A 16,102-nucleotide genomic window follows, 5' to 3' on the forward strand; every position below is an offset into this window, starting at 1 on the left:
GTTCAGACGATTTCGGCCTCGATTTCGACGCCGTCGATGCGGCGGTAGCGGTGGGCTCCGTCGTCGCCGTCGCGGACGACTTCGAACGCCCGGAGGAGCACCACCAGTCGGCCGTCGCCGAGGTTGGCGCGGAGGACGACGCCCTCGCCGGTGACGACCACGTAGGGCGGGGCCGCGACGGGCGGCGCGGCCATCGGCCGGCCGGTGGCAGTCACCGCGTCGGCGAGCGCCCGCGGCAGGCGAGAGAGCGCGCCGGAGCCGTCGAGGGCGCGCCTGAACGGGGGTACGACGCGCTCGCGGTCGGTCACCGAGTCGCCGTCCCACTCGGCGGCGACGGCGATTGCGCACTGGCCGACGACGGTCAGCAGTCGCTCGTGGTCGTCGCGGAGCACGCGGACGGCCTCCTCGGCGGCCCCGGTGGCGGGTGTCACGTCAGTCACGACCCGAGGTGCGTCGTCCCCGGATAAAAACCTCCGTCGAGTCGTCGGGTCGGGCGGCGACGGCGGCGCTAGGGTGCGGCCACGCCGACCACGTCCGACAGCGCGGCGTCGAGGAGGTCGACCGCGAGGTCGAGTTCGCGCTCGGTCACGTCGAGCGGCGGCAGGAGGCGGAGCGACCGCGCGCCGCATCCGAGGGTGAGCAGGCCGCGCTCGAAGGCGGCGTCGACGACCGCGTCACGGCGTTCTTTGGTGTCGAACTCGACGGCGACCATCAGCCCGAGGCCGCGCACGTCGACGACCTCCGCGAGCGACTCGGTCGCCGATTCGAGGCGCGCCCGGAGGGACGCGCCCTTTTCAGCCGCGTTGGCCGCGAGGTTCTGTTCCTCGATGAGTTCGAGCGTGAGCGCCCCCTGCATCGCCGCGAGGACGTCGCCCGCGCCCCACGTCGACGAGAGCCGAGCCTCTTCTTCGGGGAAGACGTCGCTCCGCGAGATGGTCGCGCCGACCCGGAGCGCCTTGGCGCTGGTGATGACGTCGGGTTCGAGCGCGTAGTGGTCCGAGGCCCACATCTCGCCGGTCCGCGCGACGCCCGACTGAATCTCGTCGGCGATTATCGTGATGTCGTGGGCGTCGCAGAGCGCGTTCACCTCGCGCATGAACTCGTCGCTCGGGACGCGGTAGCCGCCTTCGCCCTGCACGGGTTCGAGGATGAGAAACGCAACTTGGTCGGCGGGGAGATGCCCGTTCGCCCCGTCGAGTTTGGCGCGCAGTCGCTCGACGCCCTCCATGGAGTACGGCACGTCGACGATGCCCGACACCTCCGGGAACTTCCGGCGGTGGACCGACTTCGAGCGGTTGAGCGAGAGCGCGCCGAGGGTGCGGCCGTGGAACGCGCCCTCGAAGGTGATGCCGTACTTCGGCGTCTCGCAGTTGTCGTAGGCGATTTTGATGGCGTTCTCGACGGCCTCGGCCCCGGAGTTCGACAGGAACACCGTGTCCATGTCGTACTGGCCCGTGACCTCGGTCAGGAGGTCCATCAGGTGCGCCGGACCCGGAAGCGACGCGTCGTCGGGCGTGCCGCCCGTGCTGACATAGAAGTCCTGACCGGCGATTTTCATCGGGTCGACGAGGTCGAACTCCCGCAGTCGGTCGATGAGGTCCGGGTTGTTGTAGCCGAGCGGCGCGGCCGCGACGTGGCTCGTGAAATCGAGGAGAACGTTGCCGTCGGGGTCGGTACAGAACGGCCCGACCGCGTCTTTGGTCACGTCCCAGACGAAGTCGTAGACGTACGTGCTCGGCGCGGCGGACCGCTGGTGGTACGAGACCCACTGCTCCGCCTTCGGGCCGGGGAACTCACCGACGCTCGGCTCGACCGTGTCTCGGTTCATACGCCACAGATTTGACATACATACATAAAATTTTGCTAAGTGAGTCGATTAGGCCAGACAAATTCCCAAATACGAGTTGTTTGTTTCTAAATTGGACGGCTGTATTTGATATATGCAGACGGATTATCGGGCGCAGTCCGGCGCGTTCGCTCGACGTTCGGTCGTGGTTCCGGTCGAACAGCGCCGAATCAAGAGAGACGGTGTCACACGACACGACGGGTGGAGCCGCTCGCTCGTTTGATATATCCAGACGCGGCGAGCTCGAACGCCGAGTTCACCGATTTCGCTCGAAAACCGCGGTTTCGAGGTTCAGTTCGATGAGGTTCGCCGTCTCGGTCACGAGTTCGGGAACCTCGGTCTCGAACCGTTCGCCGCTGAGTCGGCTGGTCGGCGCGGTCACGCTGACCGCGCCGCAGACCGCGCCGTCGACGCCTCGAACCGGCGCGCCGACCGAGCGCATCCCGCGGATTTCCTCCTCGTCGTTGACGGCGTAGCCGCGTTCGCGGACCCGTTCGAGCACTGCGAACAGTTCGTCGCGGTCCGTAATCGTGTTCGCGGTCTGTCCGTCGAGGCCCTCGCTGTCGAGTATCGACCGGACCCGGTCGTCGTCGAACTGCGAGAGGAGCGCCTTCCCGCTGGCGCTGTAGTGGAGGTGTTGGGGCGTCTCCCGCATCCTGAGGTGGTAGTCGGTGGCGACGGCGTCGTCGCCGCGGCTCTCGTAAATCGTCACCTCGCGGCCCCGGTGTTCGACCGTGAGATGGGCGTATTCGTGCGTGGTGGCGGCGAGCGCGTCGACCTCCTCTTTGCCCGCGCGGTACAGCGGCGTCTCGTTTCTGACGCTCTCGCTCAGGGTGATAAAGCGGAGACCGAGCCGGTAGGTTCGCCCCGTTCGCGTGAGGAACCCCTCGTCTTCGAGCGTGGCGAGGTAGGTGTGTACCGTCCCCTTCGACGCGTCGAGTTCCGCGCAGACCTCGCCGAGCGTCGGGTTCGAAAGCCGCTGGACCACGGAGACGATTCGGCTCGCGGTCTGGACCGACTTGATTCGCCGCGGCTCGTCTCCGGCGTCTCCCTCGCTCATCGCCCTTCGACGTGGAACGTCACGCTGTCTGTCAGCCCCTTCGGTTCCGCGTCGGCGACCAACCGGGCGTTCGCGCCGGAGAGGTACGGTGCGACGAGGTCCGTGGCCTCGGACCCCTCCGCGGCCGCCCCGCCCCGACTCGCTGTGTCGTCCGGACTCATGAGACGACCCGTCGAGGCGCGCCGAGTTATAGCTGTCCGAACCCCGACGCCGGACCCTCTCATACGAGGGGGCTGACTTTTGCCCGAAAGCTGACCCAGCTACAGTATGCATCTGACCGAACGCTACGAGGGCCCCGTCGAGGCGATTGTCTTCGCGGAGGGGGCCTTCGGTGAGACGGCGGGGAAGACCGCAAACGGCGTCGTCGCCCACGGCACGCTGTTCGACGTTCGCGCCGTCGTCGACTCCGAGAAGGCCGGCCGCGACGCCGCCGACGTGCTCGGAACCGACCTCGCTGAGCCGCCCGCGGTCGTCCCCTCCGTCGCGGCCGCGTTGGAGGAGGCCCCCGACGCCGAGGCGCTCGTGCTCGGCGTCGCGCCCGTCGGCGGGAGCCTCCCGCGAGACTGGGTTCCGGGCATCGAGGCCGCCATGAACGCCGGCTGTGACGTGGTCTCCGGCCTCCACGAGTTTCTCAGCGACGACCCCGAGTGGCGCGACCGCGCCGAGAACGCCGGGGTCTCCCTCGTCGACGTTCGGAAGCCCCCCGAAGACGCCCTCCGCGTGGCCGACGGGCGCGTCGACGACTGCGACGCCGACGTGGTGTTGACCATGGGGACCGACTGCGCCGTCGGCAAGCGGACGACCACGTTCGAACTGTATCGCGCCGCCCGCGAGGCGGGCCTCGACGCCGGCTGGGTCGCCACCGGCCAGACCGGCGTGATGATCGGTGCCGACGCCGGCGTCGTCATCGACCGCGTCCCCGCCGACTTCGTCGCGGGCGTGGTCGAAGACCTCGTCTGCACAGTAGCTGAGGACCGAGACCTCGTCTTCGTCGAGGGGCAGGCCGCGCTCTCCCACCGCGCCTACTCGGCGGTGACGCTCGGACTCCTCCACGGGTCGAACCCCGACGCGGTCGTCGTCGCCGACGAACCGGGCCGGGACTCCCGCGACGACTTCGACCGCTTCGAGGTCGAACCGCTCGCGGACGAAATCTCGCTCATCGAACACCTGTCTCCGGCGACGGTGGCCGCGGTTTCGACGTGGGGCGACGCCGAGGCGGTGACCGCCGAAACCGGCCTCCCCGCAGGCAACGTGTACGCGGACGGCGGGACGGAGGCGCTCCTCGACGCCGTGTTGGAGGCGCTGTGAGCGACATCGTCTCGGTCGGCGTCGAGGCGCTCGACCTGCCGCTTGTCGAACCGTTCGAAATCGCCCTCGGAACCCAGTACGAAGCGCCGAACGTCCTCGTGACCGTCGAGACCGAGTCCGGCGTCGTCGGCTACGGCGAGGGGTCGCCCGACCACTACGTCACCGGCGAGACGCAGGGCGCGACGCTCGACACGGCGAGGCACGCCCGCGACCTCCTGGTCGGCCGCGACGTGGCGGACTACCGCGCCGTCATCGAGTCGTTGCACGCGACGTACCCCGGCGCGGTGTCGGCGCTGTTCGCCCTCGAAACCGCGATTATCGACGCGTACTGCCGGGAGCGCGAGCTACCGATGTCGGAGTTCTTCGGCGGGACGCCCGAACCGGTACGGACCGACATGTCGATACCGATTCACCCGCCGGAAGTCGCGGCCGACCGCGCGGCGGCCGCCGCCAACGCGGGCTTCGAGACCATCAAGGTGAAAGTCGGACAGCGCGTCGAGACCGACCTCGAACGACTCCGCGCCGTCGCCGAGGCCGCGCCGGACGCGACGCTCACCGTCGACGCGAATCAGGGCTGGTCCGTCTCGGAGGCCGTCCGATTCGACGACGCCGTCCACGACGCCGGCATCCCGCTTTCCCTGCTCGAACAGCCCGTCGCCAAGACGGACGTGGCCGGACTCGCAAGCGTCAGGGACCGGACGAAAACGCCCGTCGCGGCCGACGAGACCGTGTTCACGCCCGAAGACGCCGTGCGCGTGGTCCGCGAGGACGCCGCCGACGTCATCAACGTCAAACTCGGGAAGTCGGGACTCCTCGGCGCGGCGGACATCGCCGCCATCGCCCGCGCCGCGGGCCGCGACCTGATGGTCGGCTGTATGCTGGAGAGCTCTATCGGCATCCACACCAGCGCCCACCTCGTCTCCGGCATCGGCGGCTTCTCGCACGTCGATTTGGACGCGACGCGGCTCCTCGCCGAGGACGTGGTCCCCAAGGAGACCGGCCCCGTCCACGCGCTCGACGGTCCCGGCCACGGCATCACGCCGAACGTCTGAGCACCGCTCGTTCGCCCGCGACCGATGCGCCGACCGCTTCCCGGACGCTTTTTGCCGGCGCGGGCCGCCAGTTGGGACATGGAACTCGCCGCCATCGAGGACCTCATCGAATCGCACATCGAGGACGCCGACGCGACGGTCTCGCGGCCCCGGACGGTCGACCAGGACCACGAGGACGACCACTACGCCGCCGTCGTCGTCTCGCCCGCCTTCGAGGGGAAGTCGCTCGTCCAACAGCACCAGCTCGTTTACGACGCCCTCGGCGACCACATGACGACCGACATCCACGCGATGGAGCTGAAGACGTACACGCCCGAGGAGTACGCGGCGCGAGAGGAGTAATCGGGCCACCGCGGTCGACGCACCGACAGACGCTAACGGACGCTGACAGACGCCGACGAGCGCCGACGGTCGCGGCTGTCAGTGAGGCGCACGGACCAATGGATTTTACCTCCTGCCAAAACGACCCCCGAATCATGGGCGACGATGATTATCGAATCGAGCGGGACAGTCTCGGCGAGATGGAAGTGCCTGTCGACGCCTACTGGGGCGCACAGACCCAGCGGGCGGTCGAGAACTTCCCCATCTCCGGTATCACCTTCGGGCGGCGGTTCGTCCGCGCGCTCGGCGTGGTGAAGAAGGCCGCCGCGCAGGCCAACCGCGACCTCGGCATGATTGACGAGGACGTCGCGGCCGCCATCGTCGAGGCCGCCGACGAGGTCATCGCCGGCGAGCTCGACGGCCAGTTCCCCGTCGACGTGTTCCAGACCGGCTCGGGCACCTCCTCGAACATGAACGCCAACGAGGTCATCGCCAACCGCGCCGCGGAGATCATGGGCGAGGGCATCGGCGACCGCGTCGTCCACCCGAACGACCACGTCAACTTCGGCCAGTCCTCGAACGACGTGATTCCGACCGCTATGCACGTCGCCTCCCTCGAAGCCGTCGAGAAGGACCTGCTTCCCGCGCTGGAGACGCTCGCCGAGGCGCTCGGCGACAAGGAAGACAAGTTCGACGGCGTCGTCAAGACCGGCCGCACCCACCTGCAGGACGCCACGCCCGTCCGTCTCGGACAGGAGTTCGGCGGCTACCGCACGCAGGTCGAAAAGGGCATCCGCCGCGTCGAGAACGTCCGCGAGCACCTCGGCGAGCTCGCGCTCGGCGGCACCGCGGTCGGCACGGGACTCAACACCCACCCCGAGTTCCCGGCGAAGGCCGCCGAGTACATGTCCGAGGAGACCGGCGTCGAGTTCCGCGAGGCCGACAATCACTTCGAGGCGCAGGCGGCCCACGACGCGATGAGCGAGGCCCACGGCGCGCTCCGCACGGTCGCCGGCTCCCTCAACAAAATCGCCAACGACCTCCGCCTGCTCGCGTCCGGCCCGCGCAACGGCCTCGGCGAACTCGAACAGCCCGAGAACCAGCCCGGCTCGTCCATCATGCCCGGGAAAATCAACCCGGTCGTCGCCGAGGCGGTCAATCAGGTCCACAAGCAGGTCGTCGGCAACGACGCCGCCGTCTCCGCCGGCGCGGCGGAGGGCCAAATCGACCTCAACCTCTACAAGCCCGTCCTCGCGCACAACTTCCTCGAATCGGCGAAACTGCTGGCGAACTCCTCCGAGGTGTTCGCCGAGCGGTTCGTCGCCAAGCTCGAAGCCAACGAGGAACACTGCGAGACGCGGGTCGAACAGTCGATGGCGCTGGCGACGGCGCTCAACCCCGCAATCGGCTACGACAAGGCCTCGAAGGTCGCAAAGCAGGCGCTCGCTGAGGACAAAAGCGTCCGGCAGGTCGCCGTCGACGAGGGCTACCTCACCGAGGCGGAAGCCGACGAGGTGCTCGACCCCGAGAAGATGACCCATCGCGGCATCCTCGGCGACGACTGAGCAGGCCGGAAAAGCAGTCCGCTTTTTGATACGTCGGGGCGAGCGGGCGAACCGCTCGGTTCGAGTCGCGTTCGCGTCGGTTTCGGTCCGTTCAGCCGCGGAGGCGGTTATATTTACTCGGCTCGCGGTAGCAATCGCATCCCCGCATCGCCGTGACAGTCCGTCCCGAGTGAAGAACTGTCACGAAATATCGAAAATCGGTATTTTGAAGCTTGATTTTGACGATTATACCAGTATGGCCGGACTGCAACAGCAGCGGGCCCGCGGGCGAGACATGTTGGAGTGTCGAGGTTGTGGGGCCGTATTCCCGGAGGGACGAGCGACGAACGACGGGTGGACGTACGTCTGTCCCGAGTGTGAACAGGTCGAAGGCATCGGCGAGGGGCTTCGTCGCCTCTGACGGCAGACTGAATCCTTTTTTACTCCCCCCGAACGCAGGGAGTACCAATGACCGAGTACGACTACGACTACGAGGACCTCGGCCTCGTGGCTGGGCTGGAGATTCACCAGCAACTCGACACCGAGACGAAGCTGTTCTGCGGGTGTCCGACCGACCTCCGCGAGCCAGACGAGGCGGCTCGCACGTTCTCGCGGTTCCTCCATCCGACAAAGAGCGAACTGGGCGAACTCGACGACGCCGCGCTCGAAGAGAGCCGCGTCGAACGCGAGTTCGAGTACCTCGCCTACGACTCGACCTGTCTGGTCGAAGAGGACGACGAGCCGCCGCACCGCCTCGACCACGAGGCGCGCACGGTCGCCATGCAGATCGCCGAACTGCTCGACATGAACGTCGTCGACGAGGCGCACGTCATGCGCAAGCTCGTCATCGACGGGTCGAACACCTCGGGGTTCCAGCGCTCGTCGCTCATCGCGCAGGAAGGCGAGATTGGGACCAGCGACGGGCCCGTCTCCGTCGTCGACCTCATGCTCGAAGAGGAGTCCGCCCAGCGCGTCGAAGAGCGCGACGACGGCGTCCTCTACAGCCTCGACCGCCTCGGCATCCCGCTGGTCGAAATCGGCACCGGCCCGGACATCTCCTCGCCCGAGCAGGCGCGCGAGGCGGCCCAGACCATCGGCATGCTCCTGCGTTCGACGGGTAAGGTCAAACGCGGCCTCGGCACCATCCGACAGGACGTGAACGTCTCCATCGCCGACGGCGCGCGCGTCGAAATCAAGGGCGTGCAGGCGCTCGACCAAATCGACGAAATCGTCCGCTTCGAAGTCGGCCGACAGGCGGAACTCGTCGAGATTCGCGACGAACTCCGGTCGCGTGACGCCTCCGTCGGCGACGTGGCCGACGTGACCAGCGTGTTCGAAGACTCGGACTCCGGCGTCATCCGCGGCGCGCTCGACGCCGGCGGGAAGGTCACGGCCGTTCCCCTGTACGGCTTCGACGGCCTCGTCGGCCGCGAACTCCAGCCCGACCGCCGCCTCGGCACGGAACTGTCCGACCACGCCAAGCGCCACGGCGCGGGCGGCATCTTCCACACCGACGAACTCCCGGCCTACGGCGTCACCGAGGCCGAAGTGGAGGCGCTCCGCGACGCCGTCGACGCCGGTCCCGAGGACGCGGTCGCCATCGTCGCCGACGACCCCGAGACGGCCGACCTCGCCATCGACGCGGTCGCAGAACGCGCCGCGGTCGCCATCGAGGAAGTCCCCGAGGAGACCCGCGGTGCCAACGACGACGGCACGACCCGCTACCTCCGCCCGCTCCCCGGCGCGGCCCGGATGTACCCCGAGACGGACGTGCTCCCCGTCGACCTCGACCCGAGCGACGTGGAGACCCCCGAACTCCTGACCGAGAAGGTCGACCGCTATCAGGCCGAGTTCGGCCTCGACGCCGGCCTCGCGGAACAGGTCGCCTACGGGCGGACGATGCCGCTGTTCGAGGAGGCCGTGGACGCCGGCATCGACGCGACGTTCGCGGCGGGCCTGCTCGAATCGACGCTGACCGAACTCCGCCGCGACGACGTGGCCGTCTCCGAACTCACTGACGACCACCTGCTCGCGGTCATGCATCTCGTCGAGGACGGCAACCTCGCCAAGGAGGGCGTCAACGACGTGCTCTCGACCATCGCCGAGGACCCGAGCCTCACGGCCGAGGAGGCCGTCGAGGAGGCCGGCCTCTCCGGCGTCTCCGAAGACGAGGTCCGCGAGGCCATCGCCGAGGTCGTCGAGCGCAACGCCGACCAGGTCGAACAACAGGGCATGGGCGCGTTCTCGGCGCTCATGGGCGAGGCGATGGGCGCGCTCCGCGGCAAGGCCGACGGCGGCGTCGTCAGCGACGTGCTCCGCGAGGAGATTCAAAAGCGCGCCTGAGCCAACTCTAACTGCTCTCTCCGACCGTCTTTTTCGTTCTCACGTCGGCGAGCGCCCGCCACCGCGGACGAACCGCCGCCAGCCCCACCGACCCGCGAACTCGACGCCGGCCGCGACGAGGAGAAGCACCAACAGCGCCGGTCCGAAGATGAGGAACATCCCGAGCGCGTCCGTCTCGCCGCGGACGTGGAGGAACGCCCACCAGACGAGTTCCGTGACGCCGAACAGGCCGACGAGCGGCGCGACCAGCCCCCGACGGGCGAAAAGCAGGGCCGAGACGGCGACGAACCCGGCGAGCAAGAGGAACGAGAACCCGAGGAAACCCGCCGAAGTCAGCGGGTCCTCGACGAAGCCCGAGGGAAGGGCGTCGGTGACGAGTCGCGCCGCGGCCCAGACGGCGAGCGTGGCGAGGGCGTAGCCGCCGCCGAGGAGCGCGGGCGTCAGAGACTCGCGGTCGCCCCGCGTGCGGGTCGCGTAGACGGCGCCGACGGTCGTGAGCGCGGCGGCGACGGCGACGACGTGGGTGAGAAGCCAATCACCGAGCACCGGGTCGGGCGAGCCGGGCATCTCACCGCACCTCGATTCGCGTCATCGACTCGTCGGCCATCGCGGCCAGTCGCTCGACGCGCTCGTCGGTCGAGGGGTGGGTCGAAAGCAGGTCCGACACCGGGTCTTCGACCTCGACCTCGCCGTACACCCACAGCGGCGACAGGCCGAACCCCGGCCGAGCGGCCCGCTCTAACTTCCGCAGGGCCGACGCGAGCGCCATCGGCTTGCCCGTCACCTCGGCGGCCCGCGCGTCGGCGGCGAACTCCCGCTTTCGCGACTGCGACCGGACGAACACGGTGAGGCCGAAGCCGAACAGGCCGACGAACTCGTCCAGTCGGAGGCGAACCCGCCCGGCGAGCGTCTCGGGTCACGACCCCGGCCGGCCGCGCATCCACGCCGAGCCGAGGGCGACGCCCGTCGTCAGGAACGTCACCGGCGAGACGAACAGGTAGCCGACGCCGACGACCGTCTGGAGGACGCTCGCCACGAGCGACTGGACCAGCCCGTCTTTCCGTTCGAGGTGGGCGAGTTCGTGCGCCAGCAGGGCCTCGAACTCGTCGGCGTCGAGGAGGCGGAACAGCGCGGCGTCGAGGACGACCACGTCGCGGCCCATCGGGTCGAGCGCCAGCGCGTTCGGCGCCGAAAAGCGCGCGAGCTTCAGCGTCGGCGGGTCGAGGTCCATCCGCTCGGCGAGGCGGTCGCGCAGGCGGTGAACCGACGGCGACTCCGCGGGCGACATGTCCCGCGCGTCGAGTCGGCTGAGCAGGCGCACCGTGCCGAAGCGGAAGCTCAGATAGCCGAGGACGACGGCGACGGCGACGCCGACGACGGCGGCGGTCAGGGGGTCGGGGCGGAGCCGCCAGAGCGTCACCACCGCGAACGCGCTGAGCGCGCTGAGCGAGAGGTAAAAGGCGAGGACGACGACGCCGACGGCGACCATCGGGAGGCGAGAGCGGCGCGGGGGCGATGCCATCTCGCGTGCCGATAGGGCGTCGGACCGCAAAAGCTGTCTGGCGCGCCGGGGGAACGACCGCGCGGGCACGCGGCCGTGAGCGCCCGCCCGGACCGCCGGCATCGCTACATTCTCAACGGGGGTGGGCAAAAAGGGGATATGCAGTTTTTCGAGGATTTCGCGGTCGGCGACACCCACGAGTTCGGCGAGTACGACGTGACGCTGTCGGAGGTTCTCGAATTCGCCGAGCGGTACGACCCCCAGTGGTTCCACACCGACCCGGAGCGGGCGGAAGCCGAGTCGATGTACGGCGGCGTCATCGCCAGCGGCTGGCACACCGCGTCGATGACGATGCGCCTTTTCGTCGACGGCGTCCTCAGCGACGCCGCCTCGCTCGGCGCGAAGGGCGTCGAGGAGCTTCGGTGGTGGAAGCCGGTGTACCCGGGCGACACGCTCGTCGTCGAAAGCGAAGTGCTGGAGACGACCGTCGAGACCGACGACCGCGGGCTCGTCGAGATTCGGACGCGGACCTTCGCGGAGCGCGAGTCGGGCGAGGTCGAACTGGTCTGTTCGTTCGTGAGCGACGTGATGCTCGCCCGGCGGAACGGTACGTGGGGAAGCCCGTAGGGCGTCAGGGTTCGGCGCCGTCGGTGTCGTCGCCGCGGTCGCCCAGTCCGTCGCCGGCGTCGCGGAAGCGGTCGGGGTCGCGGACGGCCTCGGCGGCGCGGCGGAACACGCCCGTCAGCGTCGCGGCCTCGCGCTCGGTCGGGTGGGCGCGGCCGAGCAGTCGGCGCATCATCCGCGAGGTTTTGGTGCGCTTGTGCTCGCGGTAGTCCACGGCGTCGAGCAGTTCGTCGAAAAAGCGGTAGACGACCTCGATTTCGTCTTCGGAGGCGCGCTCGCGCTCCACGTCCGGCAGTTGCGTCTCCTCGACCGTGAAGCGGCGAAGCTCGTACATGAGAATCGTCGCCGCCTGCCCGAGGTTGAGCACGGGGTATCGGTCGTCGGCGGGGATGCAACAGACCTCGTCGAGCATCGCCAGCTCCTCGTTGTCGAGGCCGGTGCCCTCGCGGCCGAACACGAGCGCGGTCTTCGTCTCCACCGACTCCAGCGAGTCGGCGATTTCGACCGGCGTCTTGAACGGATAGCGGACGTGCCGGGTGGAGTCCTCGTGGGAGACCGCGGTCGTCCCGATGGTGTGGAACTCCTCGACGACCTCCTCTAAGGTCGTCTCGGTGGCGTTCGGGAGCACGTCCTCGCGGGCGTGGCCGGCGAAGCCGTACGCCTCGCCGTCGGGGTCGAGCGGCGGCGGGTTGACGAGGCGGAGGTCGTAGATGCCGAAGTTCTTCATCGCCCGCGCGATGGTCCCGACGTTGCCGGGCGTCTCGGGTTCGACGACGACGACGACGAACTCGCGGCCCCCGTCGGCACCGGCGTCTCGGTCGCCGCTCATCTCGTCGGGTAGTCCGTGTCGAGGTCGACGCCGTCGAGGTCGTCTTCGGTCAGGGGCGTCGCGTCCTCGTCGTCGTCCGCGTCGGGACCGTAATCGCGGAGGTCGATGCGCTCGCCCTCGACGAAGTTCTCCTCCAGCCGGCGCTGTATCTCGTTTGCGTCCGGCGGCGACGGCAGTTCGTCGGGTTCGGTGTCGACGTACTCCAGTCCGCCGTACCCCTCGGGGGCGCGGCCGCCGTCGGCGAACCACTCGTGGAAGGCGTCGGCGAACACCGCGTCGCCGACGAGGTCGCGGCCGTCCTCCTCGCGGAACCAGTAGAGGAAGTCCGGCTCGTGGTGTTCGCAGAGGAGCACCTCCTCGCGGGGCTCGCCGTAGACGATGGACGCCTGTCGGCACTGCTGTATCTCCTCGTCGCCGTGAATCAGATAGCAGGCGTCGCACGGCTCCTCGACGAGCGAGACGAGGCGCACGAGTCGCTCCCGCGGGTCCTCGGGAATCTCGTCGAGCGGTTTGAACTCGCCCTCGTCGGTGAATATCTCGGCCTCCTCGAACCGCCATCCGCGGAGTCCGACGCTGACCTTCGCCATGGGCCGAGATAGCCGAGCGGCGGATAAAAATGGCGTGATGCCGGTCAGCCGTCCGCGAGGAGCGCGTCCAGCCGGTCGAGGTTGTCGGCGGCCGCCTCCTCCGTGACGGGCACGTAGCCGACGACCGCCGGCTCCGACGTGGACCGTTCGAGGTAGTAGCGGACGAACGCGGCGACCTCCGGACGCGACAGCGCCTCGCGGGCGACGTAGACGTACAGGGGTCGCGAGAGCGTGTCGTAGGTCCCGTTCTTCGCGTTCGCGGGCGACGGGAGGGCGCATCCGTCCGGCTCGGAAATCGGGACCGCGCGGACGGTGTCGCGGTTCTGGAGGTAGTACGCGAGGCCGAAGTAGCCCATCGCGTGCGGGGAGTCGCCGACGGTCTTGGCGATGACCGTGTCCTGTTCGGTCGTGAGGTGGTCGGTCCGCTGGACCGCGCTCGGGAGGACGGCGTCGGAGAAGTAGTCGAACGTGCCCGAGGCGGTCGTCGGGCCGGCGAGGCGAATCGGCTCGTCGGGCCACTCGGGTCGGACGTCGCTCCACGACGAGGCCCCGCCGACGCGCCATATCGCGGCGAGTTCGGAGAGCGTGAGGCAGTCCACCCAGTCGGCGTCGGGGTTGACGACGACCGAGACGGCGTCGGTGGCGATGCGGAACTCCACGGGGCCGATGCCGGCGGCCGCACACGCGTCGCGCTCGTCCGCCTCGATGGCCCTGCTCGCGTCGTTCACGACGGTCCGGCCCGCACAGAAGAAGTCGGCGAACCCCCCGCCGGTCCCGGTCGAGGCGACGGACACCGTCACGTCCGGGTGCGCCTCCGAGAACGACTTGCCGAGCGAGAGCGTCAGCGGGTAGACCGTACTACTCCCGGCGATAGCGATACGCCCCGAGAGCGCGTCGTCGGTCGTCGCGGTCGCGGTCCGACTCGCGGTCGGCCCCGGCACCGACCCGACGCTCCCGAGACAGCCCGCGAGCCCGACTGCCCCGGCCGCCCCGAGCGCGCCGAGGAACCCGCGCCGACTCGCTCCGTCTCCGCCCCGACAAGGTGGCTTCACGGTCGGTCGTTTCTCGCGTCCGGTCATGGTGGTTGCTAAGTGGGGTATATAGTCACACGAGGGAGACGGCGTCGTCGGCACCGCCGCCGACATGCTCGACGCCGCTGAGTTCGAACCGCGCGCCGCCGGTCGCCGACTCGCAGAGCGCGAGGTCCCAGCCGTGGGCGTCGGCGACCTGCAGGACGATTGGGAGGCCGAAGCCGGTCCCGCCGCCGGCGCGGTTCGTCGTGTAGCCCGGTTCGAGCACGCTCGCCCGGTCGGCCTCCGGGATGCCGGGGCCGTCGTCTTCGACGTAGAAGCCGGGGGCGTCGCAGAGCGCGCCGACGGTGACGGTCACTCCGTCTGGGTCGCCGTGCTCGACGGAGTTCCGAAACAGGTTCTCGAAGACGTGGGCCGCGAGGTCGGGGTCGGCGGCGAACCGGGCGTTCTCCTCGACGACGAGCGTCGCGTCCCCCGTCTCCACGTGCCCCCACGCCCGCCGGGCCGCGTCCGACAGCGCGACCGGGAGCGTGTCTTCGACCCGCCGCTGGAGCGCCAACACGAGCGCGTCGTCGATGATGGCGTCGATGCGGTCGAGCGACTCGACGAGCGGTTCGACGTGGTCGCTTTCGGTCTCGTCGGCGAGGAGTTCGGCCCGGCCGACCGCGACGTTGAGTGGGTTTCGCAGGTCGTGCGAGAGCACGTTCGAGACGGTTCGGAGCTGTTCGTTTCGCTCCTGTACGTCGGCCATCATCTCGTTGAACGAGCGGGCGACCTCGGCCATCGCCTCGCTCTCCTCGTCGGGCTCGATTCGCTCCGCGAGGTCGCCGTCGGCGCAGGCCCGCATCACCTCGCCGTAGGCCTCCGCGGTCCGTTCGAGGTGGCGGCGGCGGCGCTCGGAGGCCTCCTTTTCGGCCCACGCCACCCCTCTCGCCGCCTCGGCCTCCTCGCGGGCGCGCTCGGCTTCGAGAATCTGGTCGCGCAGGGAAACCCGCATCACGTCGAACGCCTCGTAGAGGTCGCCGAACTCGTCCTCGCGGTCGCGGTCGATTGAGACGTCGAGGTTGCCGTCGGTGAGTTCCCGCGCGTTCGACCCGAGGGTCCGAACCGCGTCCACGGTGTCCCGACCGATGGTGACCGCCAGCAGGGCCGCGCCCGCGCCGACGACGAACAGGGTCGCGAGTATCTGCGTGAGGATGTCCGTCCGCAGGGCGTACGCCTCGCCCGTGGGGACGCGGGAGGTGACGACCCAGTCGTGGGTCTCCATCCGGGCGAACCCGACCTCGGTCGACGAGCCGGCGAGCGACTGCCCGGGGACGAACCCCGACGCGGCGTCGTATCGGGTCGTGTCGAGCGCGTCGGTCTCCAACAGCCGCGACTCGTCCTCCGCGAGGACGACCGTCCCCGCCCCGTCGACGACGACGAACCGGCCGGCGTCGATGTCGTGGAGATGCGTCTCGGAGATGTCTCGGAGGTTCGCCACGGCGATGACGGCCCGGTTCGGGCGGTCGGGAATCGTCGTCGCGAAGAGGACGACGGGCGCGGCCCCCTCGGAGGGGCGGAACGGGTCCGAGACGACCACGTCGCCGTGGGACTGCTGGGCGAGCGCGGTGAACTCCCGGCGGCCGTAGTACGTCGTCACCGACTCGGCCGAGGCGACGCTGGCGCTCCCCGTGCTCGTGAGAACCGTCTCGTTTCTCGTGTCGATGTAGTACGCGGCGTCGATGTCGCGGTCGCGTTCGACCACCGACCACAGATAGAGGTTGATGTCGCGGTCGTCGCCGGACTGGAACGCCGCGGACTCAGATATCGACCGCATCTGCACCTCCATCCGCGTGAGCCACTCGTCGAGGTTCTGCGCCTGAATCTCGGCGTTCGTCACGAGGTCGTCGCGCGTCTCGTCGCCGATGACCTCGTTGGCGTGGAGATACGAGTAGCCGCCGACGGCCGCGATGGCGAGCGTGACGAGGCCGACCGCGAGCGCGAACTGCACCGCGTACCGCTTCCTGACGAACCGCGGCAGGAGGCGTCGCGTCACGGCCGGTCGAGCCTCCGG

Annotated in this window: 16 protein-coding genes and 1 pseudogene; 7 read left to right on the plus strand and 10 right to left on the minus strand. The window is 69.3% G+C overall.

Annotated elements, in window-relative coordinates; genetic code table 11:
* Positions 1 to 2: 2 nt before the first annotated feature.
* The 4 genes from C441_RS00615 to C441_RS19670 form a co-directional block, all read right to left on the minus strand.
* Positions 3 to 440: a hypothetical protein gene (locus C441_RS00615; RefSeq protein ID WP_007273315.1), complete on the minus strand. Its 438-nt coding sequence runs from the start codon at positions 438 to 440 to the stop codon at positions 3 to 5.
* Between the two features lie 68 nt (positions 441 to 508).
* Positions 509 to 1,828, minus strand: coding sequence for a class-III pyridoxal-phosphate-dependent aminotransferase (locus C441_RS00620; RefSeq protein ID WP_007273316.1), 1,320 nt, complete (start codon positions 1,826 to 1,828; stop codon positions 509 to 511).
* A 274-nt stretch (positions 1,829 to 2,102) separates the two neighbouring features.
* Positions 2,103 to 2,906, minus strand: coding sequence for an IclR family transcriptional regulator (locus tag C441_RS00625; protein ID WP_007273317.1), 804 nt, complete (start codon positions 2,904 to 2,906; stop codon positions 2,103 to 2,105).
* Complete coding sequence (locus C441_RS19670; protein WP_161618808.1) at positions 2,903 to 3,067, minus strand: hypothetical protein; 165 nt, start codon at positions 3,065 to 3,067, stop codon at positions 2,903 to 2,905. The genes C441_RS00625 and C441_RS19670 overlap by 4 nt, the downstream gene beginning before the upstream one ends.
* A 106-nt stretch (positions 3,068 to 3,173) precedes the next feature.
* On the opposite strand from C441_RS19670, the gene C441_RS00630 reads away from it, so the two are divergent.
* From C441_RS00630 to gatE, 6 genes are all read left to right on the plus strand, one after another.
* The gene (locus tag C441_RS00630; RefSeq protein ID WP_007273318.1) at positions 3,174 to 4,214 is read left to right on the plus strand and encodes a DUF1611 domain-containing protein; all 1,041 of its coding nucleotides are present in this window, start codon (positions 3,174 to 3,176) and stop codon (positions 4,212 to 4,214) included.
* Positions 4,211 to 5,266, plus strand: coding sequence for a dipeptide epimerase (locus C441_RS00635; protein WP_007273319.1), 1,056 nt, complete (start codon positions 4,211 to 4,213; stop codon positions 5,264 to 5,266). The genes C441_RS00630 and C441_RS00635 overlap by 4 nt, the downstream gene beginning before the upstream one ends.
* Positions 5,267 to 5,344: 78 nt before the next feature.
* On the plus strand, positions 5,345 to 5,608 hold the full coding sequence (locus tag C441_RS00640) for a BolA family protein (RefSeq protein ID WP_004044717.1): 264 nt from the start codon (positions 5,345 to 5,347) through the stop codon (positions 5,606 to 5,608).
* A gap of 134 nt (positions 5,609 to 5,742) precedes the next feature.
* Positions 5,743 to 7,152, plus strand: a complete 1,410-nt coding sequence (locus C441_RS00645) for a class II fumarate hydratase (protein ID WP_007273320.1) — start codon at positions 5,743 to 5,745, stop codon at positions 7,150 to 7,152.
* A gap of 235 nt (positions 7,153 to 7,387) precedes the next feature.
* Positions 7,388 to 7,552 carry an HVO_2901 family zinc finger protein gene (locus C441_RS20550; RefSeq protein ID WP_013035362.1) on the plus strand — a complete coding sequence of 55 codons (165 nt, stop codon included), beginning with the start codon at positions 7,388 to 7,390 and terminating at the stop codon, positions 7,550 to 7,552.
* A 47-nt stretch (positions 7,553 to 7,599) separates the two neighbouring features.
* Complete coding sequence (gene gatE, locus C441_RS00650) at positions 7,600 to 9,474, plus strand: Glu-tRNA(Gln) amidotransferase subunit GatE (protein ID WP_007273321.1); 1,875 nt, start codon at positions 7,600 to 7,602, stop codon at positions 9,472 to 9,474.
* Between the two features lie 39 nt (positions 9,475 to 9,513).
* Here gatE and C441_RS00655 read toward each other — a convergent pair whose 3' ends face one another.
* Entirely contained in the window at positions 9,514 to 10,041 is a 528-nt protein-coding gene (locus C441_RS00655) for a hypothetical protein (protein ID WP_007273322.1), read from the minus strand.
* Between the two features lies 1 nt (position 10,042).
* Positions 10,043 to 10,963, minus strand: a pseudogene (locus C441_RS00660) (M48 family metallopeptidase).
* A gap of 171 nt (positions 10,964 to 11,134) precedes the next feature.
* Here C441_RS00660 and C441_RS00665 point away from each other — a divergent pair.
* Positions 11,135 to 11,602: a MaoC family dehydratase gene (locus C441_RS00665; protein ID WP_007273323.1), complete on the plus strand. Its 468-nt coding sequence runs from the start codon at positions 11,135 to 11,137 to the stop codon at positions 11,600 to 11,602.
* Between the two features lie 4 nt (positions 11,603 to 11,606).
* Here C441_RS00665 and C441_RS00670 read toward each other — a convergent pair whose 3' ends face one another.
* From C441_RS00670 to C441_RS00685, 4 genes are read right to left on the minus strand one after another with little or no spacing between them, the layout of a single operon-like run.
* Positions 11,607 to 12,428 (minus strand): RNA methyltransferase, encoded by an 822-nt coding sequence (locus C441_RS00670; RefSeq protein WP_007273324.1) that lies wholly within the window; start codon positions 12,426 to 12,428, stop codon positions 11,607 to 11,609.
* Positions 12,425 to 13,015, minus strand: coding sequence for a hypothetical protein (locus C441_RS00675; RefSeq protein ID WP_007273325.1), 591 nt, complete (start codon positions 13,013 to 13,015; stop codon positions 12,425 to 12,427). Before C441_RS00675 ends, C441_RS00670 begins: the two co-directional genes overlap by 4 nt.
* Before the next feature lie 44 nt (positions 13,016 to 13,059).
* Positions 13,060 to 14,067: a PstS family phosphate ABC transporter substrate-binding protein gene (locus C441_RS00680; RefSeq protein ID WP_229722439.1), complete on the minus strand. Its 1,008-nt coding sequence runs from the start codon at positions 14,065 to 14,067 to the stop codon at positions 13,060 to 13,062.
* A gap of 52 nt (positions 14,068 to 14,119) precedes the next feature.
* On the minus strand, positions 14,120 to 16,084 hold the full coding sequence (locus C441_RS00685) for a HAMP domain-containing sensor histidine kinase (protein ID WP_007273327.1): 1,965 nt from the start codon (positions 16,082 to 16,084) through the stop codon (positions 14,120 to 14,122).
* Positions 16,085 to 16,102 lie beyond the last annotated feature (18 nt).

Origin of the sequence: Haloferax sulfurifontis ATCC BAA-897, assembly GCF_000337835.1 — an archaeon.
GTDB classification, from domain to species: domain Archaea; phylum Halobacteriota; class Halobacteria; order Halobacteriales; family Haloferacaceae; genus Haloferax; species Haloferax denitrificans.

Excerpts from the sequence above, each read along its gene's own strand:
- C441_RS00620 (WP_007273316.1), bottom strand. The coding sequence starts at position 1,828 with ATGAACCGAGACACGGTCGAGCCGAGCGTCGGTGAGTTCCCCGGCCCG.
- C441_RS00625 (WP_007273317.1), bottom strand. The coding sequence starts at position 2,906 with ATGAGCGAGGGAGACGCCGGAGACGAGCCGCGGCGAATCAAGTCGGTC.
- C441_RS19670 (WP_161618808.1), bottom strand. The coding sequence starts at position 3,067 with ATGAGTCCGGACGACACAGCGAGTCGGGGCGGGGCGGCCGCGGAGGGG.
- C441_RS00630 (WP_007273318.1), top strand. The coding sequence starts at position 3,174 with ATGCATCTGACCGAACGCTACGAGGGCCCCGTCGAGGCGATTGTCTTC.
- C441_RS00640 (WP_004044717.1), top strand. The coding sequence starts at position 5,345 with ATGGAACTCGCCGCCATCGAGGACCTCATCGAATCGCACATCGAGGAC.
- C441_RS00645 (WP_007273320.1), top strand. The coding sequence starts at position 5,743 with ATGGGCGACGATGATTATCGAATCGAGCGGGACAGTCTCGGCGAGATG.
- C441_RS20550 (WP_013035362.1), top strand. The coding sequence starts at position 7,388 with ATGGCCGGACTGCAACAGCAGCGGGCCCGCGGGCGAGACATGTTGGAG.
- gatE (WP_007273321.1), top strand. The coding sequence starts at position 7,600 with ATGACCGAGTACGACTACGACTACGAGGACCTCGGCCTCGTGGCTGGG.
- C441_RS00655 (WP_007273322.1), bottom strand. The coding sequence starts at position 10,041 with ATGCCCGGCTCGCCCGACCCGGTGCTCGGTGATTGGCTTCTCACCCAC.
- C441_RS00665 (WP_007273323.1), top strand. The coding sequence starts at position 11,135 with ATGCAGTTTTTCGAGGATTTCGCGGTCGGCGACACCCACGAGTTCGGC.
- C441_RS00670 (WP_007273324.1), bottom strand. The coding sequence starts at position 12,428 with ATGAGCGGCGACCGAGACGCCGGTGCCGACGGGGGCCGCGAGTTCGTC.
- C441_RS00675 (WP_007273325.1), bottom strand. The coding sequence starts at position 13,015 with ATGGCGAAGGTCAGCGTCGGACTCCGCGGATGGCGGTTCGAGGAGGCC.